The organism is Nocardiopsis codii (assembly GCF_036327455.1).
In the GTDB taxonomy this organism is placed as follows: Bacteria; Actinomycetota; Actinomycetes; order Streptosporangiales; family Streptosporangiaceae; genus Nocardiopsis; species Nocardiopsis codii.
Genome location: NZ_JAUZMY010000007.1, coordinates 151,192 through 173,689, shown reverse-complemented (window position 1 = coordinate 173,689; position 22,498 = coordinate 151,192). Strand labels below are relative to the sequence as shown.

Below are 22,498 nucleotides of genomic sequence, written 5' to 3'. Positions count from 1 at the left end.
ACACCCGACGAGGAAGGACGACATGACCCACTCCGCCCCGCCGCTGCTGGCGGTCCGCGACCTGGTGGTGCGCTACCCGGGCGGCACACGGCGGTCCGCGCCCGTGACGGCCGTCGACGGGGTGTCCTTCGACATCCGCGCGGGGGAGACGCTCGCCCTGGTCGGTGAGTCGGGGTGCGGCAAGTCCAGCACGGCCTCCGCCGTGATCGGCCTGCGCCGCCCCGACGCCGGTTCGGTGCGCTTCGAGGGAAGCGAGCTGACCACGATGGACGCGGCGCGTCTGCGCTCCCTGCGGCCCGCCCTCCAACCGGTCTTCCAGGACCCCTACGGGTCGCTCAGCCCCCGCCTGCGCGTCCGCGACGCCGTCGCCGAACCCCTGCGCATCCACGGGCGCTGGGACCGCGCCACCGGTCCCGGCCGCGTGGCGGCCCTGCTGGAGACGGTGGGCCTGGACGCCTCCCACGCTGACAGGCTGCCGCACGAGCTGTCCGGCGGGCAGTGCCAGCGCGTCGGGATCGCCCGCGCGCTGGCCTGCGAGCCGCGACTGCTGGTCCTGGACGAACCGGTGTCCGCCCTGGACCCCTCGGTGCGCGCCGGCGTCCTCAACCTGCTCACCGGGCTCCAGGACGACCTGGGACTGGGGTACCTGTTCATCTCCCACGACCTCGCGCTCGTCGGGCACGTCGCCCACCGCGTCGCGGTCATGCGGGAGGGACGGATCGTGGAGACCGGCCCCGCCCGCCGGGTCTGCTCCCGGCCGGCCGACCCGTACACGCGCGCACTGGTGGCGGCGGTTCCGGCGGCCGTCGGCGGCGCCCGCGCCCGCACACCCTCGACCGCGTCATGACCTCCGTCGACGACTCCCCGGAGCGGGCGGAGCACCCCGGACGGGCCGTCCGCCCCGACCGCGGGGGGCGCACGGGACCGCCGTCGGGGCGAACGGCGCAGGCCCTGCGCGACCTGCGGGGCCTGGCTCCGCTGACGCTGCTGCTGATCGGCTCGCAGTTCGCGTTCAACGTCGGGTTCTTCGCGGTCCTGCCCTACCTCGCCGACCACCTCGGGGGAGGGCTGGGCCTGGCCGGGTGGCTGGTCGGCCTCGTGCTGGGCCTGCGGACCTTCAGCCAGCAGGGCCTGTTCGTCGTGGGCGGCACGCTCACCGACCGGTTCGGGGCCCGGCCGGTCGTGCTGGTGGGCTGTGCGCTGCGCATCGCCGGGTTCTGCTGGCTCGGCTTCGCCGCGGACACCGCCTCGGTGATCGCGTCGGTACTGCTCATCGGGTTCGCCGCCGCGCTGTTCTCCCCGGCGGTCGAGACCGAGATCGTGCGCCAGGCGGTCCGGCACGAACGGACGAGCGGTACGCACCGGACGCGCGTGCTCGCGCTGTTCTCCGTCGCGGGTCAGGCGGGGACGCTCGTCGGCCCGCTCCTGGGCGCTCTGCTCCTGCTCGGCGGGTTCCGGGCCGCCTGCCTGGTCGGGGCGGCCGTCTTCGCGCTCGTGCTGGCCGGACACCTGCGGCTCATGCCCCGGGGGACGCCGGACGGCGCCTCCGGCACGGACCCGGGGGAGGGGCGCCCCCGGCTGCGGGAGGGGGTGCGGCTGCTGCTGGGCGACCGCCGGTTCCTGGGGCTGTGCCTGGCCTACAGCGGCTACCTGCTGGCCTACAACCAGCTCTACCTGGCACTGCCGGGGGAGGTGGAGCGGGCGACCGGCTCCCAGGCGGCACTGGGCTGGCTGCTGGCGTGGGCGTCGGTGCTGTACATCGCCGTGCAGTTCCCCGTGCTGTCCTGGGCCGCGACCCGGCTGACACGGCGCGCGACCCTGGTCTGCGGGCTGCTGCTGATCTCGCTGGGCTTCGCCTCCGCCGCCGTGCTGACACCGGTCGACGCCCTGGGCGGGCTCCTGCCCTCCGTGGCGTTCGTGACCGCGCTCACCCTGGGGCAGGTCCTGATCGTGCCGACGGTCCGCGCCTGGCTGCCCGACCTCGTCGACGACTCCCGCCTGGGCCTGTTCACGGGCGCGCTGTCCTCTCTGTCCGGCCTGGTGGTGCTCCTGGGCAGCGTGCCGGCGGGGGCGGTCCTCGACCTCGGCGGCCCGGCCCCCTGGCTCCTCCTGGCGGCGGTGCCGCTCGCCGCGGCGGCCCTGGTCCCGCGCGGCGACCGCCGCTGACCCCGCCCGGACGGCCCCGGGCCGCCCGGGCGGGGCACACGTGGTCCCTCAGCCGACGGCGGCCGGGGGCGGCCCGGAGGGGGCGGCGGAAAAACCCGTGGCTGTGTCCGTAATCGGTGGCTACCATGGGCGACGTGCATCTACCTCTCTACCTCTGAGCGCATCCCGAGCACCCGCCCCGACCGTCACGGTGGCCGCGGGTCCGCGACGTCTGCCATGACCCTCCAAGGGTCGTCCGTCAGCTCGGAGAGCTCTCGCCCCCCTCGCGTCCACCGCCGGGGCGGAGCTCTGTTCGGAGGAGAGAATGACCACCCTCAAGCCTGTGTCAGGCCTGCCCGCAGGAGAGCGGGCGCAGATCACCGTGTCCGGAGTCGGCATCGACCGCGGCGGCCGGACGGTCCTGTCCGGCGTCGACATGACCCTCACCCCGCGGTCGCGGTGGGGGATCGTCGGTGAGAACGGCCGGGGCAAGTCGACACTGCTGCACATCCTCGCCGGGACGCTCGCACCGGACGTCGGAACCGTCCGGCGCATCGGCACCGTCGGGGTCGCGGAGCAGGAGATGGAGGCGACCGGCGGCCGTACCGTCGGCGACCTCGTCGACATCGAGCTCGCCGCCGCCCGCGACGCCCTCGCCGCGCTCGACGCCGGTGCCGTGGGGCTCGCCGGCGGGGCGCCCGGCGCTGCCGGGAGGTACGCGGAGGCCCTGGCCGCCGCGGAGGCGCTCGACGCCTGGGACGCCGACCGGCGCGTCGACCTGGCCCTGGAGAACCTGGGAGCCGTCACCGACCGGTCGCGTCCCCTGGCGGAGCTGTCGGTCGGCCAGCGCTACCGCGTGCGCCTGGCGTGCCTGCTGGGCGCCTCGCACGACTTCCTGCTGCTCGACGAGCCCACGAACCACCTCGACGCCGCCGGACTCGACTACCTGACCGAGCGGCTGCGCGGCCACCACAACGGTGTGGCGCTCGTCAGCCACGACCGCGCCCTGCTCTCGGACGTGGCGACGACGGTGCTCGACCTCGACCCGAGCCGCGACGGCGGGCCCCGCGTGTACGGCGGGGGCCTCGTCGGGTACCAGGAGGGGCGGCGGGCCGAACGGGAGCGCTGGGAGGCCGAGTTCGAGCAGCAGAGGGCCGAGCACGCCCGCCTGACCCAGGACCTGTCGGAGGCCCGGAACCGGCTCGTCAGCGGTTGGCGCCCGGACAAGGGCACCGGCAAGCACCAGCGGGCGACCCGGGCCCCCGGCCTGGTGCGCGCCGTCCACCGGCGGCGCGACGACCTGGAGGAGCACGCGATCACCGTGCCCCCGCCCCCGCTGCGGTTCCGCATGCCCGAGCTGCGGGCGCGCCCCGGGACGACCCTGGTCGGCGCCGAGGAGGTCACCGTGGCGGGGCGTCTGGAGCAACCGGTCACGGTCGCGCTCGCGTCCGGCGCGCGGCTCGTGGTCACCGGGGCCAACGGCGCGGGCAAGTCGACGCTCCTGGCGGTGCTCGCGGGCCGGATCGAGCCGACTGGCGGCGGTCTGCGCACCGCCCGCACGGCCCGCGTGCGGTTGCTGGCGCAGGAGTCCCCGCGGGCGGACGCGCGTCGCGCCCGCGACGTGTTCGGCGCCCACCTGGGCCGGCTCGTCAGCTCGGGCGCGCTGGAGGAGGGGGAGGCCGTCCCCCTCTCCTCCCTCGGGCTGCTCTCGTCCGCGGATGTCGCCAAGCCGCTGCGCGAGCTGTCCATGGGGCAGCAGCGCAGGCTCGACCTCGCGATGGCGCTGGCGTCGCGCCCCGACGTGCTGCTGCTCGACGAGCCGACCAACCACCTCTCGATCGCCCTCGTGGAGGAGCTCACCGAGGGGCTCGGCTCCACCGGCGCGGCTGTGGTGATCGCCACCCACGACCGGCAGCTCCGACGGGACGTCGCGTCCTGGGAGCACCTGGTCCTGCGTCCCTCCGCGGCCGTCCGGCCCGCGGCGGAGGGGATCCCGCGGTGACCCGTCCGGGGCCGCGGCCGTGCGCCCGCCGCGGCCCCGGACGCCCGTCCCGGGGACAGGGGCGGCGGCGTGCGGTCGCGCGCCGTGTGCCGCGACCGGTGCGGGCCGCCGGTTCGGGCCGCCGGTGCGGGCCGCCGGTTCGGGCTGCTGCCGCGGAGGCCCGCGGAGGCGGGGGTCCGGCCGTCCGGCGCCTTCCCGCGGGGGGCTTCTCTCAGAGCTCTGCGGGGCGCAAACAGGAGGTTTTCATGCCTACCTCCGTTTTGGGATGATTTAGGGTCTGCTAATTTAGGCGAGCCTACCCTCATTCCTCCAAGAGTGGATGTATTCTGATGCGCTCCCATCGGTTCGCGGCACTGACCGCTGCCGCAGCCACGGTCCTGACCCTCGCCGCCTGCGGCGCTCAGCCGGAAGGCGAGGAGGCCGCCGCCGAAGGCGGCTCCGGCGAGTACCCCATCGTGATCGAGCACGCCCTGGGCACCACGACCATCGAGTCGCAGCCGGAACGCGTCGCCTCGGTGAACTGGGCCAACCACGAGGTGCCGCTCGCCCTCGGCGTCGTGCCCGTCGGCATGGCCGAGGCCAACTTCGGCGACGACAACGACGACGGCGTCCTCCCCTGGGTCGACGAGAAGCTCCAGGAGCTCGGCGCCGAGACGCCGGTGCTGTTCGACGAGAACGACGGCATCGACTTCGAGGCCGTCGCCGACACGCAGCCCGACGTCATCCTCGCCTCCTACTCCGGGCTCACCCAGGAGGACTACGACACGCTCAGCGACATCGCCCCCGTCGTCGCCTACCCCGAGGGCCCGTGGGCCACGTCGTGGCGCGACATCATCCGGCTCAACAGCCAGGCCATCGGCCTGGCCGACGAGGGCGACGAGCTGATCACCGAGCTCGAACAGGAGATCGCCGACGTCGTCGCCGAGTACCCGCAGCTCGAAGGCAAGTCGGCCATGTTCATGACGCACGTCGACCCGACCGACGTGAGCGAGGTCGGCTTCTACACCACGCACGACACCCGGACCCTCTTCTTCGAGGACCTGGGTCTGGAGACCCCCGGAAGCATCGCGGAACTCTCCGCCGGCACCGACCAGTTCTCCCTCACCCAGAGCACCGAGCAGATCGACGCCTTCGACGACGTCGACATCATCACGGGCTACGGCGACGACACGGGCGAGCTCCTCGACATCCTCCAGAGCGACCCGCTCCTCTCGAAGATGCCCGCCGTCGAGCGCGACTCCGTGTTCCTCCTGCCCGGCAGCTCCCCCCTCGCCACCGCGGCGAACCCGACCCCGCTGTCGATCTCGTGGGTGCTCGACGACTACGTCGCCGCGCTCGCCGAGGCCGCCGACAAGGTCCAGTGACGATGACCGACACCAGTCCCGCACCGGACGCCGACACCACACGGCGCCCGGTGCGGGCGCGGTCGCTCTGGCTGCTCCTCGCGCTCGCGGCGCTCACGGCGGCCATGCTGGCCTCCGTCGCCTGGGGCTCCCGCATCGTCGGCCTCTCCGACGTCGTCGCCGCCCTGGGCGGCGCGGACGAGACGATCGCCCAGGCCGCCGTCACCAAGCGGGTGCCGCGCACCGTCCTCGCGGTGCTCGTCGGCGCCGCCCTGGGCCTGTCCGGGGCGGTCATGCAGGGCGTGACCCGCAACCCCCTCGCCGACCCGGGCATCCTGGGCGTGAACATGGGCGCCTCGCTCGCCGTGGTCTGCGGCATCGTCTTCTTCGGGCTCACGTCCCCGAGCGGCTACATCTGGGTCGCGATCGGCGGAGCCGCCGCGGCGGCCGTCTTCGTGTACACCGTGGGCTCGCTCGGCCGGGGCGGGGCCACACCCCTCAAGCTCGCGCTCGCGGGCGCCGCCACCTCGGCGGCGTTCTCCTCGCTCGTGACCGCCGTCGTCATGCCGCGCAACGACGTGGCCGGGGGCTTCCGCATGTGGCAGATCGGCGGAGTCGGGGGCGCGTCCTTCGACGGCGTCGTCCGCGTCCTGCCCTTCCTCGCAGTGGGACTCGCCCTCAGCTTCCTGTCGGCGCGGGCCCTGAACTCCCTCGCCCTGGGCGACGACCTCGCGGCGGGGCTCGGTGAGCGTGTCGCCGTCGTGCGCGCGATCGCCGCCCTGGGCGCCGTGCTGCTGTGCGGCGCGGCCACCGCGGTCGCCGGTCCCATCATGTTCGTCGGCCTCGTCGTACCGCACATGTGCCGTCTGCTGATCGGTGTCGACCACCGGTGGATGCTGCCGTTCTCCGCCCTGCTCGGCGCGGCGCTGCTGACCGCCGCCGACGTCGTCGGCCGCGTCGTGGCGCGCCCGTCCGAGGTCGAGGTGGGCATCGTGACCGCGCTGATCGGCGCACCGGTCTTCATCTACATCGTCCGTCGGCAGAAAGTGCGTGCCCTGTGAGCGCGGAAACCGTCACCCGCCCCGTCGACGTCGAGGCCGTGACCCGCGGCCGGATCCGGCGCACGGCCAGGCGGGGCACCGTCATCGCGGTGCTCGCCGTCCTCATCGTCGCCGTGTTCGCCACCAGTCTCATGGTGGGCCGGACGTTCTACCCGCCGGCCGACGTCATCGCCGTGATCCTGGGCGAGCAGGTTCCCGGCGCGTCGTTCACCGTCGGCACCCTGCGCCTTCCCCGGGCGGTGCTGGCGGTCGCGGCCGGGCTCTGCTTCGGCATCGGCGGCGTCACCTTCCAGACGATGCTGCGCAACCCCCTGGCCAGCCCCGACATCATCGGGATCAGCTCCGGAGCCGGCGCGGCGGCGGCCTTCGCCATCGTGATGCTCTCGCTGGGCCGGACCGGGGTGTCCGTCGTGGCGATCACCGCCGGGCTCGCCGTCGCGATGCTCGTGTACGCCCTGGCGTTCCGGGGCGGGGTCGCCGGGACCCGCCTCATCCTCATCGGCATCGGCATCGCCGCGATGCTCGACAGCCTCACCAGCTACGTCCTGTCCCAGGCGGCCGAATGGGACCTCCAGGAGGCCATGCGGTGGCTGACCGGGAGCCTCAACGGCTCGACCTGGACGGAGACCGTCCCGGTCCTGCTGGCCCTGGTGGTCCTGGCGCCCCTGCTCCTCAGCCAGTCCCGCAACCTGTCGGCGATGCAGCTGGGGGACGACACCGCGTCCGCGCTCGGGGTGCGCGTCGAGCGCACCCGCGTCATCGTGATCGTCGCCGCTGTCGGCCTCATCGCCTTCGCGACCGCGGCGTCGGGGCCGATCGCGTTCGTCGCGTTCCTGTCCGGGCCCATCGCCGCCCGTATCGTGGGGCCCGGCGGCTCGCTCCTGGTGCCCTCGGCACTCGTGGGCGCGCTCCTGGTCCTGGTCGCGGACCTCGCCGGCCAGTACGCCTTCGGGACGCGCTTCCCGGTCGGCGTCGTCACCGGCGTGCTCGGCGCGCCCTACCTCGTCTACCTGATCGTCCGCACCAACCGCGCCGGAGGCTCCCTGTGACCGCGACCCACTCCCTGGAGGTCCAGGACCTCGCACTCGGCTACGGCGACCGGACGGTCATCGAATCCCTCGACCTCGTCGTGCCCCCGGGCGGGATCACGGTGATCGTCGGCGCGAACGCCTGCGGGAAGTCCACGCTCCTGCGGTCGATGTCGCGGCTCCTGGCCCCCAGGAAGGGCCGCGTGGTGCTCGACGGCAAGGAGGTGCACCGGATGCCCGCCAAGGAGCTGGCGCGCACCATGGGCCTGCTGCCCCAGTCGCCGATCGCCCCGGAGGGCATCACCGTCGCCGACCTCGTGGGCCGCGGACGCCACCCCCACCAGGGGATGTTCTCCCGCTGGAGCCGGGAGGACGACGCCGCGGTGGCGACGGCCCTGGAGGCGACGCACACCTCCGACCTCGCCGAGCGGTCGGTCGACGAACTCTCCGGCGGGCAGCGCCAACGGGTGTGGATCGCCATGGCGCTCGCCCAGCAGACCGACCTGCTCCTGCTGGACGAACCCACGACGTTCCTCGACGTGAGCCACCAGGTCGAGGTGCTCGACCTGCTCACCGACCTCAACAGGGACCGCGGCACGACGATCGTCATGGTCCTGCACGACCTCAACCTCGCCGCCCGCTACGCGGACCATCTGATCGCGCTCGCCGACGGGCGGCTGCACGCCATGGGCGAGCCCGAAGCGGTGCTGACGGAGGACAGTGTGCGAGCGGTCTTCGGCCTGGAGAGCCGGGTCATCCCCGACCCGACCACGGGCAGGCCCCTCATGCTCCCGCTCGGGCGCCACCACGTGAGGACGCCCTCGGGCGTGGCCGCGGAGCGGTGACAGGGCGGCCGGGGCGGGGTGTCGGCTCCCGGTGGGCCGATGCCCCCGTCACCGTGCTCTCACCGCCGCCGTCGCGGGAGGACACGCGCTCCGGAGGCCTCCGGAACCGCGCCCCGGCGCCCCGTGCCACCGGGGCGCTCACCCGCCACGCGGCCCCGCGTGCGCCGCACGCGGCGGGCCTCCGCCCGCCCCGTTCACTCCGTGGGCGGCAGGGTGGAACCGGGACGGGGGGAGGTCCCCGGCGCGGTCCCGCCGTCCCCGGGGGAGGTTTCGCCACCGTCGTCCTTGCGGGGCACGTCACCCTCCGCGTGCCTCCCGTTGTCCTCGCCGTGCTCGCCGGGTGACTCACCGGCCTCGGCGGCGGAGAGCAGGTGGTGCGCCTCGACCTCGTAGCGCCGGATGTAGGTGCTGAGGAAGGCCTGGAGGCTCGCGCCCATCGGCAGCGCGAGCAGCGCGCCGGGCGCGCCCAGGATGGCGACGCCCGCCAGGACCGACCCGAAGGCCACCGCCGGGTGCATGTCCAGGGTCTTGGCGGTGATGCGCGGCTGGAGCAGGTAGTTCTCGAACTGCTGGTAGACGATCACGAACACCAGCACCCACACCGCCGGCCAGACCCCCACCAGCAGTGCCACGAGCACGGGCACGGCGCCGCCGATGTAGGTGCCGACCGTGGGGATGAACTGCGACAGCACGCCCACCCACAGCGCCAGCGCGAACGCGAAGGGAATGTCCAGCAGGACCAGCACCGCGTAGTGCGCACCCGCGCAGACCAGGGCCAGGAGCGCCCGCGAGTACAGGTACCCGCCGGTCTTCTCGATCGCGATCTCCCAGGCCCGCAGTGTCTCGCGCTGCGTGCGCGGAGGAAGGACGGAGCAGATCACGCGCCGGAAGCGCGGCCCGTCGGCGCACAGGTAGAAGGTGAAGAGCGCGATCGCCAGGCCGTTGAAGAGCAGCGCCATGACCGTCGTCCCGGCCCCCCAGACGTTGTCGGCGATCGCGGAGGCGTACTGCTCGACGACCCCGCTGACACCGGAGATCTCGTTGAGCAGGGTCGTGGGGGAGTAGGAGGTGTCGAACGTGCTGTTGACCCAGTGCAGCGCGGCGCGGATCATCGCGGGCACCTCGGAGGCGAAGGCCAGGACCTGGCCGACCAGCATGGACCCGAGCAGGCTGAAGAACGCCGCGGCCAGCGCCACCACCAGGAGCATCACGGCCCCGGTGGCGGGGCCGCGCGGCCAGCGGTACCGGTGGAGCCAGTTGACCGCGGGTTCCAGCGCGAGTGCGAGGAACAGCGAGATCAGCAGCAGCACGATGAGGTTCTGCAACCGGACGAACAGCCACAGGGCGATACCGAACGCCGTGACGATCCACATGGCCAGCATCATGGCCCGGGGGAGCCAGGGCGGCATGCCGCCACCGCGGTCGTGGCGCGGGGACCGGGGAGGCATGGTGCTCGAGTACAAGCCGCTCTTCCTTCTGTGTGCCGCGCACGACGGAGCGCGCGCAGCGGTTCGGGGTGTCTCCCCGGACGATAGCGGTCTCCGGGGGGTGTTACGCCCGGTCGGCGCGGCCCGTGGCAGACCCCGCGGCCCCGCCGCCGGTCTCGCGGGAGGCCCACGGACGCACGGGCCCCGGAGCGGGCCCCGGTGGCGCGGTGACCGGGCGTCCTCCGCGTGTTCCGAGGTCAGCACCGGCCGGGTCGCGGGTGGCGCCTGCGGGGCTGCGGCGGCCACCCGGCACACCGGCCACCCGGCCGCTGGGCCGCGGACGAAGGACCGGCGCACCCCCACTCCCCGTCCCGCAGGGACGCACGGTCTCCGCGCCTCTCTCACGCGCGGCCGCGTGGGCATCCAGGGCTCTGACATGCGGTTTCGCTGAGCGCTTCACCGCTCGGGGGACGTCCCGGTGGCCTTCCGGCGCCAGTGGCGGATCGCGACGCCCAGGCGAACGGTGTCGGCGGCGTCCACCCGTGCGCGTGCGGCGTCCAGGCGGGCCTGCGCCGCCGCGACCTGCTGCTCGGCGGCGATCTGCGCCAGGCGGGCCAGGCCGGTGGCGGCGTCGGCGGCTGCCCGTTCCCGCTCCTGCATGAGGATGTCCGCGCGGTGTTCGGCGTGCTCGGTGTAGGGGCGCATGAGCGGGGTTCCGTCACTGGCCAGGTCGCTCACCCGGGTTCTTCTCCTCCAGGGGCCGTGCTCGACGTGGGCGGCGGGGACGAGCGCGGGCGGCGGGAGCCCACCGCCGGGCGGCCGGTGTCCGCGCTGCTCTCGCTGTGTCGGCCGGGCACGGGTCGCCCGCACATCAGGGATTCCCGTCCTGGGCGCGCAGGAGGGTGATCAGGCCGCCGATGTGGTCGGCTGCGGCGGGGTCGCCGTTGGCGGCGGCCAGGTCCCGGACCTCCTCCAGGGCGAGGATGACCGGCCCGTCTCCGGGGCAGCCCGTGAGCAGGGCGTTGATCTGGGTCTGGTGGTAGCGGCGGTGTCCGCCGAGGGTCCTGACCGAGTCCAGGCGGCCGTCCTTCTCCCAGCGGGTGACGGTCTTGGGGTCCACGCGGAACAGGCGGGCGACCGCGCCGGGGGTGAGCAGGGTGTCGGCGCTCTCGACCAGGTCGGGCAGCGGTGCGGAAGGCACGGTGGTTCTCCGTCGGTGTAGATCGGGGTCGTGGGTCGGTGTCGTGGATCGGGTGCGGACCCGGGGCCGGTCCGGGGAAGTACGACCGGCCCCGGGTCTGCGGGGCGGGGCCGCCGGCCCCCCTTTGGCGGCGGCCCCGCGGCCCGGTGCGGAAGCACCGGGCGGGGGAGCCCCCCGAAGGGGGCGTGTGGTGCGGAGTACCCCGGAGGGTTCGGAGGGGCGGCTGCTCCGGGCCCGGTGCGGTGCGGAGTACCCCGGAGGGTTCGGAGGGGGAGCCGCGCGGTGGCCCGGGACAGGGTGGACCGGTGGCCCCGGCGGGGGTTCAGGGGGAGCGGCCCGCGGCGACCGTTCGGGTCACGTGCCGCATCTGCCGGGCCAGCCGGTCGGGGTCCGCGTACCGGAGCGGGGTCGCCTTCGCGGGGCCGGTGTAGAACGCGACCCACATGCGCAGGGAGTACGACCACATCACCACCCAGTACGGGGCGTGGTGGCGGGCGAGGGCGGCGGCGAGGTCCTGCTGGTCGCGGTCGTGCGCGGGGTGCCACCTCATGGGTTCTCGATGACCGCGCGGACGGTCAGGGGGCCCAGGGCTGCGCCCTTCCACTCCCAGTCCCATTCCCAGTACACGGCCAGGTGGTCGACCAGGTGCAGGCCGGTGTGCGGTGGGCCGTGCCGGTTGCCGAGACGCGGGTAGGGGATGGGGGTGTCGCGCCGGGGGCCGCCGTCGGTCACCGACACGGTGATGAGGAACGGGTTGATGTCGACCACCACCCGGACGGTTCCACCGGGGTCCCCGGAGCGGGTGTGGCGGTGCGCGTTCGACACCAGGGCTTGCGCGACCTGGAGGGCGTTGCGCCTGGCCAGGCGGGGGACCACGGTCCGCATCCAGCGGGAGAGGGCGGGCGAGTCGCGCTCGTGGCCGAGGAGGATGCCGTGCCGGTGGGGTTCGGTGAACCCGATCCGGTGCGGGTAGGGCACTTTCGGTGCGGGGTTCGAGTCTGGTTTCGGTGCTGTGGCGCCGGTAGGCTGCATTCGTCTCACCTCGGGGGTTTCGGGGTGGGTCTGTGCCTCGGACGCCGTCGCAAGCGGCGGCCGAGGCCTTTTTCATGTCACCGACATTGCCAATCTCGGCCGCCTCAGGTCTAGGATTATCGCTGGACTCGGTTTCAGAACCTTGCGAAGCGGTTGGCTCAGATAATTGGTCGGTGATTCGGTTGAAGATCGACGGTGAGGACGACGAAGCGCGGTCCCGTTTCGGGAAGCTGCTCAAGAAAACCCGTGGTCTGGCTGGTCTGACGCAACAGAAGCTTGCCGCTGTGTCCCTCGTCGGCCAAAGCACGATCAGCGATTTGGAGCTTGGCAAGAAGGGGACACGGCGGGACCAAGTGGTGCGCCTTGACGCAGCTCTCAAGGCCAACGGGGTTCTGCTAGGTGCCTGGGACGCCGCGTTCTCCGGGCTCGGGGTGACGTCGTACTTCCGCGAAGTCGCTGAGGCCGAGCAAGCCGCCACAACCTTTCGGGACTACTCTCTCGGCTTGGTCCCAGGGATCTTCCAGGTCGAGGAGTACGCGAGAGCCATCAGTGAGATCGCTGAGCCTGATGCCACCGCGGAAGCGATCGGCCAGATCGTTAACGCCCGGCAACAACGTCAGCGGATTCTGGATCGTTCGCATCCACCGAGGATCACTGCCCTCTTGGATGAGGTGGTCCTAGTTCGCCGGTTTCGCAACCCCCACGTAATGCCTAAGCAGATCGATCGCCTGCTAGAACTGTCATATCGCCCACGAGTGGACATTCAGATAATTCTGAGCGAGGCCGAGGGGCACGCTGGCTTGGGTGGTTCGTTCACCGTGATGGAAGTCCCCGGCAATGGCTCGTTCGTCTACGTGGAGAGCCAGCAGACAGGTGTATCGCTGAAGCAACCGGAGATTGTGGCACGCTATGACCGAACCTTCGCGGAGCTGAGGAGCGCCGCACTGCCGGTCACGGCGTCGCGGTCCAAGATGCAAGAGATACGAGGCAACATCCGATGATGAGTAGAAGCTGGAAGAAGTCCAGCTACAGCAACGGGTCCGGCGGCCAGTGCGTGGAGGCACGGATCATGCCTGGTCAGAAGGCAGCTGTTCGGGACACCCAGAATCGGGAGTTGGGCCACCTAGCGGTGCCCGCCCCGGAGTGGACCGCTCTGGTGAACGCGGTGCGCGGTCGATAACCCCCTGTGCACGCGAAGAACCGCACCCCGTCAGTGTTGGTGACGCGGTGCGGTTCTCGTGTTCAGCGGGTTCAGGCTACCCGGGGTCAGGACCCGCTACCAGGACCAAAGCCCTTGCCGGTGCGAACCAGGCCACCAGCTCCGGGGCAACTCGGTTCTTGGGCCCGCCATGGGGTAGAAGCGGTGTGTTATCGCTGAAGCAAGCCGGGAGTGGTGGACCGCTATGGTCGAACGTTTTTCGGGGCAGCATCACATGATGACCGAGGACTGGAACAAGTCCACCTACAGCAACGCGGAAGGGGGTCACTGCGTGGAGGCCCGCCGGGATCAGGCCGCGGTCCTGGTGCGTGACACCCAGAACCGGGACCTCGGCCACCTGGCGGCCCCGGCTCCCGAGTGGACCGCCCTGATGGCGGCCGTACGCGGCCAGTAGTCACCGAGAACGGCACTGGTCCCGCCCAGGCGTGATGGTGAGGGGCCCGTTCTATTCAGCGGTTCAAGCTACCCCGGGGTCAGGACCCGCCACCAGGACCGAAGCCCCGTCATCCCTTGAGGTGTCGCTGCCATGCCTTCGCAGCGTCCAATATGGCCTCCAGCCACCCCTTCCTCCGGGCGCAACGCCGTATGGTGCCGGTGGCATACGAACCTGCGCACGGGCGAAAAACACCACCGCCTCCCGATCGAGCCGCCCCCACACCTCGGACGTCGCCAACAGCTTCTCCACGCAACCAGTCGGCCGGGTCGTGGTGTCGTGGTCACCTTGGGGGCCGGGTCGTAGCAGCGGGCGCCTCACAGCCGGGATCTCAGCACGTCGACCTCACAGCCCGGCGCGAAGGGGTCGAAGCCGTGCTCGACCAGCCAGCGAACCCCCAGCAGGCTTCGCAACGACCACCACGCGCGGATCACGTCGAGGTCGACGTCGGTGCCATAACCGGCGATGACGTCGTCGAGGTGCGCCTCGTGTCCGAGAGTCAAGGTGGCAAGGTCGAACAGGGCATCACCCCGGCCCGCCTCGGACCAGTCGATGATGCCGGTGACCTCGTCGCCGTCGACGAAGACGTGCTCGATCTGCAGGTCGCCGTGCGTGAACACCGGAGTCCACGGCCGGAGCGCGGCCTCGGCGACCTGGCGGTTGCGGGTGACCAGGTCAGCGGGCAGGACACCGTTCGTCACGAGCAACTCGCACTCACCGTCGAGTTCCGCCGCCAACTCGTCGGGGCCTCGGCGGCGCCGGCCTGGCCAGGGCGGCAACGGCGCCTCGTGCAACTGCCGGATGACGGCACCCGCTGCGGCCCACGCCGCCGCCGACGCGGTCGACGGCTCACCGAGACGGCCGAGCGCCGTCCCCGGGACGGCGGCGATCGCAAGCACGGGCGGCTTGCGCCACAGGACCTCCGGAGTCGGGACCGGCGCGAGGGACATCGCCCCGACCTCGACGTCGATGCGCGCCTGATCGGCGTCCACCTTCAAGAACACGTCGCCGACGCGCAGGGTCGCGCGCTCGGAATGGGCGACGACGACTTCGATCTCGTCCATGGGCGACCAGTATCCCGGGGATGATCGCCGACGTCGCCGGGTTTGTCGCGTGCGGTGACGCGGCCGACCACGCCCCGCCACCCGGCGGCCTCGTGCACCTGAGGGCAGAAGGTCCTTGCCTTCCTACCGTGCTCCCAGGCGCTTTGCCCACGCCTCGGCCGCCGCCGCCATAGCGTCCACCCACGCCTCGTCCGGCCACCTCTCCGCGAAGGAACGCTGCAGACCGGCGTCCGCTCGCGCGAACACCCGTGCCGCTTCCGGGTGGTGCTTCCACGCTTCCACTCCTGACACCCACTGCTCAGCTTCGGCCGGAGTGTGCCCTGACGCCACCAGTTGCACGGCCAGACACGACGGTGTCACCACGGGGGAGGCGAGTGTGGGCCACGACCAGTCCACGAACCACATCCGGCCCTCCTCGCTGATGAGGGCGTTCCTGGGGTGCAGGTCGGCGTGGGTCAAGGCGTTTCCCCGCATGAGAGGCAGGTCCTCCTCTGGGGTGAACCGGTCCCAGCGGGTTTCCTCCCACTCCGACGCGACTTCCGGGACCGGGAGAGTGTTGGTCCGGTTCACAGCCTCGATCAGAACTGGCAGGTCCGTGGACCCCGGGGCGAAATCGGTTGGGCGCCCGGTGATGGCCTCGAACCCCAGTACCAGCCACCCGGCCCTGCGCTCCTGCCACAACAGGGCGGGTGACAGGCCGCCTGTGTACGGGGCGACCGCAGCCTCCCGCAGAGCCTCGTCCAGGCGGCCCCCGGGACGGTCGGGGACGGCCTTGACGAACACCCGCTCGCCGCTGGCGGAGGTGACCACGACCGTGGTCGCGTTACTGTAGCCCCCACGTGTGGGTGCCACGGACACGAGGGGGCCCACCCTGTGGGTGATCAGGTCGTTCAGTTCAGGAGGAGTCATCACGGCCTCAGTTGCGGGGGTTGCACTCGCTGCGCGGGCCGCCGGGGCGGCATCCGCGCGCCCACGCCAGAAGCTCGCTCCGGTGCTCTGTCGCCTCGCGCACCGCCGCAGCTTGTCGGAGGTCGCCGAGGTGTTGGAGCTGGCCCGTACCTGCTAGGCGGGGTGAGGAGCCGTCGTGGTTCCGATCCACCGCAGGTAGTCCGGGGAGCCCGCCACGATCGCGGTCGCGACGACCTCCGGGTTGGTCCACGGGTGGTGCTCGACCAGGTGCGCCTCGATCCGCGGGTACTGGTCGGCGCGTGCCTTCAGGAGGAGCTGCCACTCCTGTCCGGTACCGAACTCACCCAGGTGCCAGAACACCGACGTGACGGGCCCGACGATCTGCGCGCCGGCCGCAAGCTTGGCCTCCACCGCGGACCTGGCCAGGTCCACCCCACTGACGTGAGCGCCTCTTCGGGGTCCTGCGGAGCAACGCCTCGGGCGTACCTGTCCCAGTAGCTCGGGATGTCCGTGGTGGTGTCGGGCATGGCGGTGGTCCTCGCGGCTCGGGTTGCAGAACCCGCACCACGGTAGCCACGCCACAGCAGGGACGGCAGGGGATCCACGAAAGAGGCCGACGCCCACGGCGGGCTCCGGCCTTCTGCCCCGAGGTCAGTGGCAGTTCGAGCCGGGGGCGCACGGGCTGCACTGCAACGCGTCGCGGTCCCACAGCGTCCAGTCCACCGCGAACCCGTTCTCCTGGAGGAGGCGAGCGGTCTTGGCCACGGTTCCGTCGTACTTGAACTCGATCTCGGGGACGTGCTCCAGGAACTTCCCGCCGAAGTAGGTGGCACAGAACTGCCACAGGATGGAGACCGGCGCACAGACGGAGGTAAAACAGTGAAAGCCCCTGACATGTCGCATGGCGCGCGTCTCACCGCCCATGGCGCGGTCTCCACATCCCTGGCCTTGCGCAGTGATCGCGCGCTGAGCGAGCTCGTGGACACGGCAGTACCGATCGGAACCGGTATCGGCGGGAAGTCGGCCCTGCTGGAGATCGCCGGAGCCCCGGTCTTCGTGAAGCGGGTGCCCCTCACGGACGTGGAGAGGCGACCTGAGCACGTCCGGTCCACGGCGAATCTGTTCGAGTTGCCCGTCTTCTGCCAGTACGGCATCGGTGCCATCGGCGGGCCGGGCTTCGGTGCCTGGAGAGAACTCGCCGTGCACACCATGACGACGAACTGGGTGCTCGCGACGGAGCACGAGGGCTTCCCCCTGATGTACCACTGGCGGGTGCTGCCGGATTCGACGCCCCTGCCCGAGGAACTGGCCGACATCGAACGGGCTGTCGCCTACTGGGGCGGCGGATCGCAGGTGCGCCGACGGATCGAGGCGCTCCAGCAGTCCTCGGCGAGCGTCGCGCTGTTCCTGGAGTACATCCCGCAGAACCTGCACCAGTGGCTGGGCACTCAGATCGAAGCGGGCGATGAGACGGCGGACCGGGCCTGCGCCATGGTGGAGAGAGGACTGCAAGCCACCACTTCGTTCATGAACGCGCAGGGGCTCCTGCACTTCGACGCGCACTTCGAGAACATCCTCACCGACGGCCGGCGCCTCTACTTCGCGGACTACGGCCTCGCGGTCTCCTCCCGGTTCGAGCTGTCGAAGGACGAGGCCGAATCCTTCGACCGGCATCAGGCCTACGACCGCTGTTACACCGCCGCGTATCTGGTGAACTGGCTGGTCACCGCCCTGTACGGATTTCAGGGGGAGGACCGGGACGGCCGCCGCCACGAGCTGGTGCGCGCCTACGCGGAGGGCGAGCGCCCCACCGGAATCCCCGAGGAGGCCGCAGCGATCATCGCCCGGCACGCGCCCATCGCCGCCGTGGTATCGGACTTCAACCGCGAGTTCCGGCACCGGAGCAGGCAGACCCCGTATCCGCTGGAGGCGATCCGCCGGATCGGCCGCGTGCACAGCCCGCGCGTCGACTGACGGACCCGCAAGACAGATGCCACCCGGTGTGGGGACCCGACGAGACTGGGCCGGTCGAACCAGGCCACCAGGTCGAGGGCGACTTACGGACCTTCTCACCGATATGGGACCGGCGAAAGTTGGTTTCGCAGCCCCCACGGTTTCCGTCTGTGGGGCGTGGGGGATTCCTGGGGCTGAACAAACACCCCAACACCCCTTGAGGAGAACGATGCGCCGCATCATCGCCGCACTCGCCCTGACCGTCGCCGCCCTGGGGATCACGGCCGCGCCCGCCAGCGCCGACGACTCGTGCGACCACCTGACGCAGGGCACGCCCCCCTGGTACGCGTGCGTCCTCCGGTAACACCGGTGCAGCCCCCACCCGCCTCCGCGGAGACAGGCGGGGGCGTCCGCCTTCCCGTCCACGTCCTGCGATCCCGGCAAGGGCGCTGGGATCATGGCGCCCTCAGGTACGGGTGCACGCTGTGGAACGCGCGCGGCCTCGGCAGACGTCGAGAGATGTGGCGGACAGACCCAGGGGCTGCTTCTGCGCCTTCTAGCGTCGTGCTTCGCGGTACAGCAGGGCGAAGAGCGGGTCCACCGTGCGTCCGGACCGGTAGTTGGCCCCGAAACGCCGGTCGTAGGCGTCGAACCGGCGCGGGTCGTCGTGGAGGAAGAGGATGTCGTGCAGGGCCATGTGCCGCAGGGCGAGCATCGGCAGCGGGGACCGCGAGACGGGGAAGGCGGGATTGCGTGCCGCACCCTCGTCACAACCGGGGTGGAACTGGCCGAGCATCATCCCCTGTTCGGCGAGCGACGTCTTGAGCGCGTCCTGGACGCGGTCGAGCAGACCGTGGTCGCCGGGGGCGAGGTCGGGCAGGAGCCCGACGACCGCGTGCAGGGTGCGGTTGGCGCTGGGCCAGCGTTCGCCTCGCAGGGTGTCCGCCATGGTGTCGAGGGCCCGCAGCAGCCCGTCCCGTTCCACGCAGTCGTGGAACACCTGTGTTCGCACACAGTCCGCGCGCAGGGCGGGGATCAGGAACGGGCACACCGCCCCAGGGCGCCCGACGCCTTCGTGGGGCCGGCACAGGTAGCTCTCGAACCACTGAACCGCTTTCTCGACCGCGTCCACTGAAGAGCGTCTTCCTTCCCGATCCGGCGGTCCGGTGCCTCCCGCGTCCGCGTGTCCGGCTGCTGAGGGGGGGAGGACCCCGCGCGCTGCTGGGAATGGGGGTGCCCTGGGCGATGGGCTGGACGTGGGGGACAGTGTTCCGTGGGGCCCAGGTGGCCCACCACGGACAGTAATCCGCCGTGGTGCGGGAGTCACGGTGTTGGCTGGAACCGGCCACCCCACACGAACGACCGCCCCCACGCGGAACCCTGCACGGGCAGCCCCGATATGGCCGAAGCAGGCCATCTGTGCACCCCGGATCCCGTCGTCGGGCGTGGCTAAAGTACCCACCATGCACGAGCCCGGCCCCCCGCCATCCCAGGGTCCCCGCCCTCCCCGACAGCCCGAGCACCAGGTGCCTCCACCCGGTCACAGGCCGCCCTCCGGCCCCCAGTCCTCCTCCGCCCCCCGGACTCCTCCCGGCCACCTAACTCCCCACGGACAGCCGCAGGGCCACCCCGGCCCCGGGCGGCCACCCGCCCCGCAGGCCCAGCCCAAGAAGGGTTCCGTCGGCAGGACCCTCGCCTGGATCGGCTGCGGCTGCGGCACGCTCCTCCTCCTCGTTGTGGCGGCGGCCGGGTTCGGCGGCGCGTACTACTTCGGCTGGTTCGGCCCGGAGGACGTCCACGCCGCGCCGCAGCCCCCGTGCGAACTCCTGGACACCGACGCCGCGGGCGAGATCGCCGGGAACGGCGAGAACCTGGAGGTCTACGAAGCCGACCACTCCTACGCGTACGGTGCCGCGGGCCTGGAGTGCGTCGTCGCCCCCGGGCACGGGGCCGCTTCCGGGCACCAGGTGGACCTGCGCACCACCGTCTTCACCACTGAGGTGAACGGGATCCGCAGGGAGAACGGCATCGAGGCCGCCACGGCCTACTTCTACGACACCCGCCCGGAGTCCGACGGCTCCGAGTCCGTGACCTGCCCGGACGGCAGGCTCCCGCTCAGCGGCACCCGGAACGGCGCCGGGCACGCCCTGTACCGCCTGGACAACCTCGTCGTGGAGGTCGAGGTGATGCCCGCGGCCTCCGGGGTCGGGGAGGCGCTCGACGAGGCGGGCCGCACCCAGGCGGCCGTGGACCTGCTCTGCGACGCCGTCGCCCTCGTGGAGTGACCGCGGGCGGCGACCGCCGCCCCGGTGTGACACCCCGGCCCGTCTCCGCCCACGCGGAGGCGGGCCGGAGGTCTGTCCTCCGCCTCCGCACGGGGCGACCGCGCTCCACCGGAACCCCGGGCGGCGGGCCTCCTGCGGGTGCGATGTGCCCGAGCGCGTCGACCGTCCGAGCCGCCCGGGCGTCGGTGGTCCGGCAGTGACGACTTGACCGGAGGCTGCCTCCGTTTTAAGCTCGACTCCATGCGGAGGCAGCCTCCGTTTTTTGGGGAGCGGAAACACGGGAGGCGGGAGGACGTATGAGCGCCGAGGGACAGCAAGGGCGCAAGCCCCGGGCGGACGTCCGGCGCAACCGTGCCGCCCTTCTCGAAGCGGCGCAGCGCCACTTCCTGAGGGACGGGGTCGGCGCTTCCCTGGAGGCGCTGGCCAAGGAGGCGGGCGTGGGACCGGCCACGCTGTACCGGCACTTCCCCACCCGGGAAGCACTGCTGGCAGCCGTGCTGCAGACGCGCTCCGAGGAACTGGTGGCCCGCCGAGCGGACATCGCGCGGCTCGGTGACCCCTCCGAGGCACTGCGGCAGTGGTTGCGGGCCCTGGAGGAGTACTTCAGCGCCTTCAGCGGGCTGCCCGAACCACTCATGGCCGCGGCCCGGGAGCGGGAACCGGACAACCCGCTCACCCTTCCCTGCGACGAACTCATCGCCACCACCGACGAGTACGTGCGGGCCGCACAGCTCGCGGGGCACACGCGGCCCTCGGTGAAGGGGTACGACCTGTACCTCGCGGCCGTCTCCGTCGCCTGGATCAAGGGCACCGGCACCACCGACGAGGACTCGCTCGACCGGCTGCGCGCACTCATCGAGAGCGGATACCGGGAACAGGACGACGAGGAGTAGGCCACCGGCCTCCCGCCACCGCCGGTTTCCGGCGCCGTCGGCCGTTCCGGCAGCCGTGCGCTCCCACCGGCCCGGCCGTCCATCACACCGCGCCCGCCCCTCCTCGGGGAGGGCGCACCTCCGAGAGGGACACACCATGAGAATCGGCATCATCGGCGCGGGCGCGATCGGACAGACGTTGGCGCGCACGTTCAGCGCGGGCGGACACGACGTCCAGGTGGCCAACTCCCGGGGCCCCGAGACGATCGACGCCTCCGCGCTGGAGTACGGGGCGGACGCGGTGAGCGCGGTCGACGCCGTCCAGGGCAAGGACGTGGTCATCCTGTCCGTCCCCTTCACCCGGATCCCGTCGGTGGCGGCCCTCCTGGCCCCCGTGCCCGGAGAGACCGTGGTCATCGACACCTCCAACTACTTCCCCCACCTCGGCGGACCCGTCGACGCCGTGGAGAGGGGCCAGGTGGAGAGCCTGTGGGTCACCGAGCAGCTGGGGCGGCCCGTCGCCAAGGCGTGGAACGCCGCCCTGGCCGGCACCCTGCAGACCAAGGGCGTTCCGGCGGGGACCCCGGGCCGCATCGCGCTTCCCGTGGCAGCCGACTCCCCGGAGGCGCGACGCGTGGCCATGCGCCTGGTGGACGAGAGCGGCTTCGACCCCTACGACGCGGGAGTGCTCGCCGACTCCTGGCGCCAGCAGCCGATGACGCCCGCCTACTGCACCGAACTGGGCCTCGAAGACCTGGGGCCGGCCCTGCGAGCGGCCGACCGCGACGAGGCCCCGCGCAACCGCGCCCGCATGATGGAGCGCTTCGCCACCCTCACCTCCGCGCCCACGCTGGAGGAGACCGTCGAGCTCAACCGCTCGCTCCACCGCTGACACACGACCCGCCCTGCCACGACCCCGTGGACACAGCCGTGCCCACGGGGACGAGCACCGTCAAGAGGAGACGCCGTGCCCACCACCGCCTCACCCTTCACCGACATCGCACGCGCCCGGCACTCGCCCCGCCAGTTCCTGCCCGCCCCCGTGTCCCCCTCGGACATCCGCGGCGTGCTGGAGGACGCCCAGACGGCCCCCTCCAACAGCAACACCCAGCAGTGGACGGTGCACGTCGTCTCCGGTGCGGCACGCGACGCCCTCAGCAAGGAACTGCTCCGGGCCGAGGAGGAGGGGCGGACCTCCCCCGATTTCACCGCCGACTACGGCGAGGGCGTCTTCCAGGAGCGGGCGCAGGCCCAGGCCGCCGGCCACTACCGGGCCCGGGGCATAGAACGCGCGGACCGGGAGGGCAGGAGAGTCGCGGTCCGGGAGAACCTGGAGTTCTACGGCGCCCCCCACGCCGCCTTCCTCTTCATGCCGGTCCTCGGCGACGGGGTGCGCACCGCCGGCGACATCGGCATGTACGCGCAGAACTTCCTGCTCTCGCTGGCGGCCCGGGGCCTCGGCGGCATTCCGCAGACCATCCTCGGGTTCTACGCCGACACCGTCCGCGAGTTCCTGGGCGTGCCCGAGGACCTCAAACTGCTGTTCGGCATCTCCTTCGGGACGGCCGACCTGGCGGCACCGGTGAACGTGGTCCGCAGGGGACGGGTGCCGCTCCGGCAGAGCGTCGTCCTGCACGACACCCCCGGAGTCCTCGACGGGCAGTAGCCCCACGGGCGGG

At 72.2% G+C, this 22,498-nt stretch carries 25 protein-coding genes and 1 pseudogene; 16 read left to right on the top strand and 10 right to left on the bottom strand.

Annotated features, from left to right (window positions below; translation table 11 throughout):
- Positions 1–22: 22 nt before the first annotated feature.
- From Q8791_RS09630 to Q8791_RS09600, 7 genes are all read left to right on the top strand, one after another.
- Positions 23–847, top strand: coding sequence for a dipeptide/oligopeptide/nickel ABC transporter ATP-binding protein (locus Q8791_RS09630; RefSeq protein WP_330091273.1), 825 nt, complete (start codon positions 23–25; stop codon positions 845–847).
- Entirely contained in the window at positions 844–2,166 is a 1,323-nt protein-coding gene (locus Q8791_RS09625; protein WP_330091272.1) for an MFS transporter, read from the top strand. The genes Q8791_RS09630 and Q8791_RS09625 overlap by 4 nt, the downstream gene beginning before the upstream one ends.
- A gap of 304 nt (positions 2,167–2,470) precedes the next feature.
- Positions 2,471–4,147, top strand: coding sequence for an ATP-binding cassette domain-containing protein (locus Q8791_RS09620; RefSeq protein WP_330091271.1), 1,677 nt, complete (start codon positions 2,471–2,473; stop codon positions 4,145–4,147).
- A gap of 329 nt (positions 4,148–4,476) precedes the next feature.
- Positions 4,477–5,511, top strand: a complete 1,035-nt coding sequence (locus tag Q8791_RS09615) for an iron-siderophore ABC transporter substrate-binding protein (RefSeq protein WP_330091270.1) — start codon at positions 4,477–4,479, stop codon at positions 5,509–5,511.
- 2 nt (positions 5,512–5,513) lie between these two features.
- On the top strand, positions 5,514–6,551 hold the full coding sequence (locus Q8791_RS09610; protein WP_330091269.1) for a FecCD family ABC transporter permease: 1,038 nt from the start codon (positions 5,514–5,516) through the stop codon (positions 6,549–6,551).
- The gene (locus tag Q8791_RS09605) at positions 6,548–7,600 is read left to right on the top strand and encodes a FecCD family ABC transporter permease (RefSeq protein ID WP_330091268.1); all 1,053 of its coding nucleotides are present in this window, start codon (positions 6,548–6,550) and stop codon (positions 7,598–7,600) included. Before Q8791_RS09610 ends, Q8791_RS09605 begins: the two co-directional genes overlap by 4 nt.
- Complete coding sequence (locus Q8791_RS09600) at positions 7,597–8,424, top strand: ABC transporter ATP-binding protein (RefSeq protein ID WP_330091267.1); 828 nt, start codon at positions 7,597–7,599, stop codon at positions 8,422–8,424. Before Q8791_RS09605 ends, Q8791_RS09600 begins: the two co-directional genes overlap by 4 nt.
- 194 nt (positions 8,425–8,618) lie before the next feature.
- Here the strand turns inward: Q8791_RS09600 and Q8791_RS09595 are convergent, their stop codons facing one another.
- The 5 genes and pseudogenes from Q8791_RS09595 to Q8791_RS09575 all read right to left on the bottom strand — a co-directional run bounded on the left by Q8791_RS09595 (position 8,619) and on the right by Q8791_RS09575 (position 12,084).
- Positions 8,619–9,833 carry an AI-2E family transporter gene (locus Q8791_RS09595; RefSeq protein WP_330091332.1) on the bottom strand — a complete coding sequence of 405 codons (1,215 nt, stop codon included), beginning with the start codon at positions 9,831–9,833 and terminating at the stop codon, positions 8,619–8,621.
- 474 nt (positions 9,834–10,307) lie between these two features.
- Positions 10,308–10,589, bottom strand: coding sequence for a hypothetical protein (locus tag Q8791_RS09590; protein ID WP_330091266.1), 282 nt, complete (start codon positions 10,587–10,589; stop codon positions 10,308–10,310).
- Between the two features lie 262 nt (positions 10,590–10,851).
- A pseudogene (locus Q8791_RS09585) lies at positions 10,852–11,037 on the bottom strand (BldC family transcriptional regulator); the annotation flags it as partial.
- 337 nt (positions 11,038–11,374) lie between these two features.
- Positions 11,375–11,602 (bottom strand): hypothetical protein, encoded by a 228-nt coding sequence (locus Q8791_RS09580; RefSeq protein WP_330091265.1) that lies wholly within the window; start codon positions 11,600–11,602, stop codon positions 11,375–11,377.
- Complete coding sequence (locus tag Q8791_RS09575) at positions 11,599–12,084, bottom strand: ATP-binding protein (protein WP_330091264.1); 486 nt, start codon at positions 12,082–12,084, stop codon at positions 11,599–11,601. The genes Q8791_RS09580 and Q8791_RS09575 overlap by 4 nt, the downstream gene beginning before the upstream one ends.
- Before the next feature lie 173 nt (positions 12,085–12,257).
- Here Q8791_RS09575 and Q8791_RS09570 point away from each other — a divergent pair, with 173 nt between their 5' ends.
- From Q8791_RS09570 to Q8791_RS09560, 3 genes are all read left to right on the top strand, one after another.
- Entirely contained in the window at positions 12,258–13,085 is an 828-nt protein-coding gene (locus Q8791_RS09570; protein ID WP_330091263.1) for a Scr1 family TA system antitoxin-like transcriptional regulator, read from the top strand.
- Positions 13,082–13,264: a DUF397 domain-containing protein gene (locus Q8791_RS09565; RefSeq protein WP_330091262.1), complete on the top strand. Its 183-nt coding sequence runs from the start codon at positions 13,082–13,084 to the stop codon at positions 13,262–13,264. Before Q8791_RS09570 ends, Q8791_RS09565 begins: the two co-directional genes overlap by 4 nt.
- A 253-nt stretch (positions 13,265–13,517) precedes the next feature.
- A complete protein-coding gene (locus Q8791_RS09560) occupies positions 13,518–13,697 on the top strand; it encodes a DUF397 domain-containing protein (RefSeq protein WP_330091331.1) in 180 nt (59 codons plus the stop codon).
- A 356-nt stretch (positions 13,698–14,053) separates the two neighbouring features.
- Here the strand turns inward: Q8791_RS09560 and Q8791_RS09555 are convergent, their stop codons facing one another.
- The 4 genes from Q8791_RS09555 to Q8791_RS09540 all read right to left on the bottom strand — a co-directional run bounded on the left by Q8791_RS09555 (position 14,054) and on the right by Q8791_RS09540 (position 16,633).
- Positions 14,054–14,800 carry a phosphotransferase family protein gene (locus Q8791_RS09555; RefSeq protein ID WP_330091261.1) on the bottom strand — a complete coding sequence of 249 codons (747 nt, stop codon included), beginning with the start codon at positions 14,798–14,800 and terminating at the stop codon, positions 14,054–14,056.
- Positions 14,801–14,923: 123 nt separating this feature from the next.
- Complete coding sequence (locus tag Q8791_RS09550; RefSeq protein ID WP_330091260.1) at positions 14,924–15,709, bottom strand: protein kinase; 786 nt, start codon at positions 15,707–15,709, stop codon at positions 14,924–14,926.
- A gap of 153 nt (positions 15,710–15,862) precedes the next feature.
- Positions 15,863–16,141, bottom strand: coding sequence for a divalent-cation tolerance protein CutA (cutA, locus tag Q8791_RS09545; protein ID WP_330091259.1), 279 nt, complete (start codon positions 16,139–16,141; stop codon positions 15,863–15,865).
- A 219-nt stretch (positions 16,142–16,360) separates the two neighbouring features.
- Positions 16,361–16,633 carry a hypothetical protein gene (locus Q8791_RS09540; RefSeq protein ID WP_330091258.1) on the bottom strand — a complete coding sequence of 91 codons (273 nt, stop codon included), beginning with the start codon at positions 16,631–16,633 and terminating at the stop codon, positions 16,361–16,363.
- Between the two features lie 24 nt (positions 16,634–16,657).
- Between Q8791_RS09540 and Q8791_RS09535 the strand changes: the two genes are divergently transcribed.
- Both Q8791_RS09535 and Q8791_RS09530 read left to right on the top strand, forming a co-directional pair.
- Positions 16,658–17,683: a protein kinase family protein gene (locus Q8791_RS09535; RefSeq protein ID WP_330091257.1), complete on the top strand. Its 1,026-nt coding sequence runs from the start codon at positions 16,658–16,660 to the stop codon at positions 17,681–17,683.
- Between the two features lie 208 nt (positions 17,684–17,891).
- Positions 17,892–18,026: a hypothetical protein gene (locus tag Q8791_RS09530; RefSeq protein ID WP_330091256.1), complete on the top strand. Its 135-nt coding sequence runs from the start codon at positions 17,892–17,894 to the stop codon at positions 18,024–18,026.
- A gap of 192 nt (positions 18,027–18,218) precedes the next feature.
- Here Q8791_RS09530 and Q8791_RS09525 read toward each other — a convergent pair whose 3' ends face one another.
- Positions 18,219–18,794: a DUF6875 domain-containing protein gene (locus Q8791_RS09525; protein WP_330091255.1), complete on the bottom strand. Its 576-nt coding sequence runs from the start codon at positions 18,792–18,794 to the stop codon at positions 18,219–18,221.
- Positions 18,795–19,125: 331 nt separating this feature from the next.
- On the opposite strand from Q8791_RS09525, the gene Q8791_RS09520 reads away from it, so the two are divergent.
- From Q8791_RS09520 to Q8791_RS09505, 4 genes are all read left to right on the top strand, one after another.
- Complete coding sequence (locus tag Q8791_RS09520; RefSeq protein ID WP_330091254.1) at positions 19,126–19,947, top strand: hypothetical protein; 822 nt, start codon at positions 19,126–19,128, stop codon at positions 19,945–19,947.
- Between the two features lie 296 nt (positions 19,948–20,243).
- On the top strand, positions 20,244–20,840 hold the full coding sequence (locus tag Q8791_RS09515) for a TetR/AcrR family transcriptional regulator (protein ID WP_330091253.1): 597 nt from the start codon (positions 20,244–20,246) through the stop codon (positions 20,838–20,840).
- A gap of 55 nt (positions 20,841–20,895) precedes the next feature.
- Positions 20,896–21,711, top strand: a complete 816-nt coding sequence (locus tag Q8791_RS09510; RefSeq protein WP_330091252.1) for an NADPH-dependent F420 reductase — start codon at positions 20,896–20,898, stop codon at positions 21,709–21,711.
- 75 nt (positions 21,712–21,786) lie between these two features.
- Positions 21,787–22,485 (top strand): nitroreductase, encoded by a 699-nt coding sequence (locus Q8791_RS09505; RefSeq protein WP_330091251.1) that lies wholly within the window; start codon positions 21,787–21,789, stop codon positions 22,483–22,485.
- Positions 22,486–22,498 lie beyond the last annotated feature (13 nt).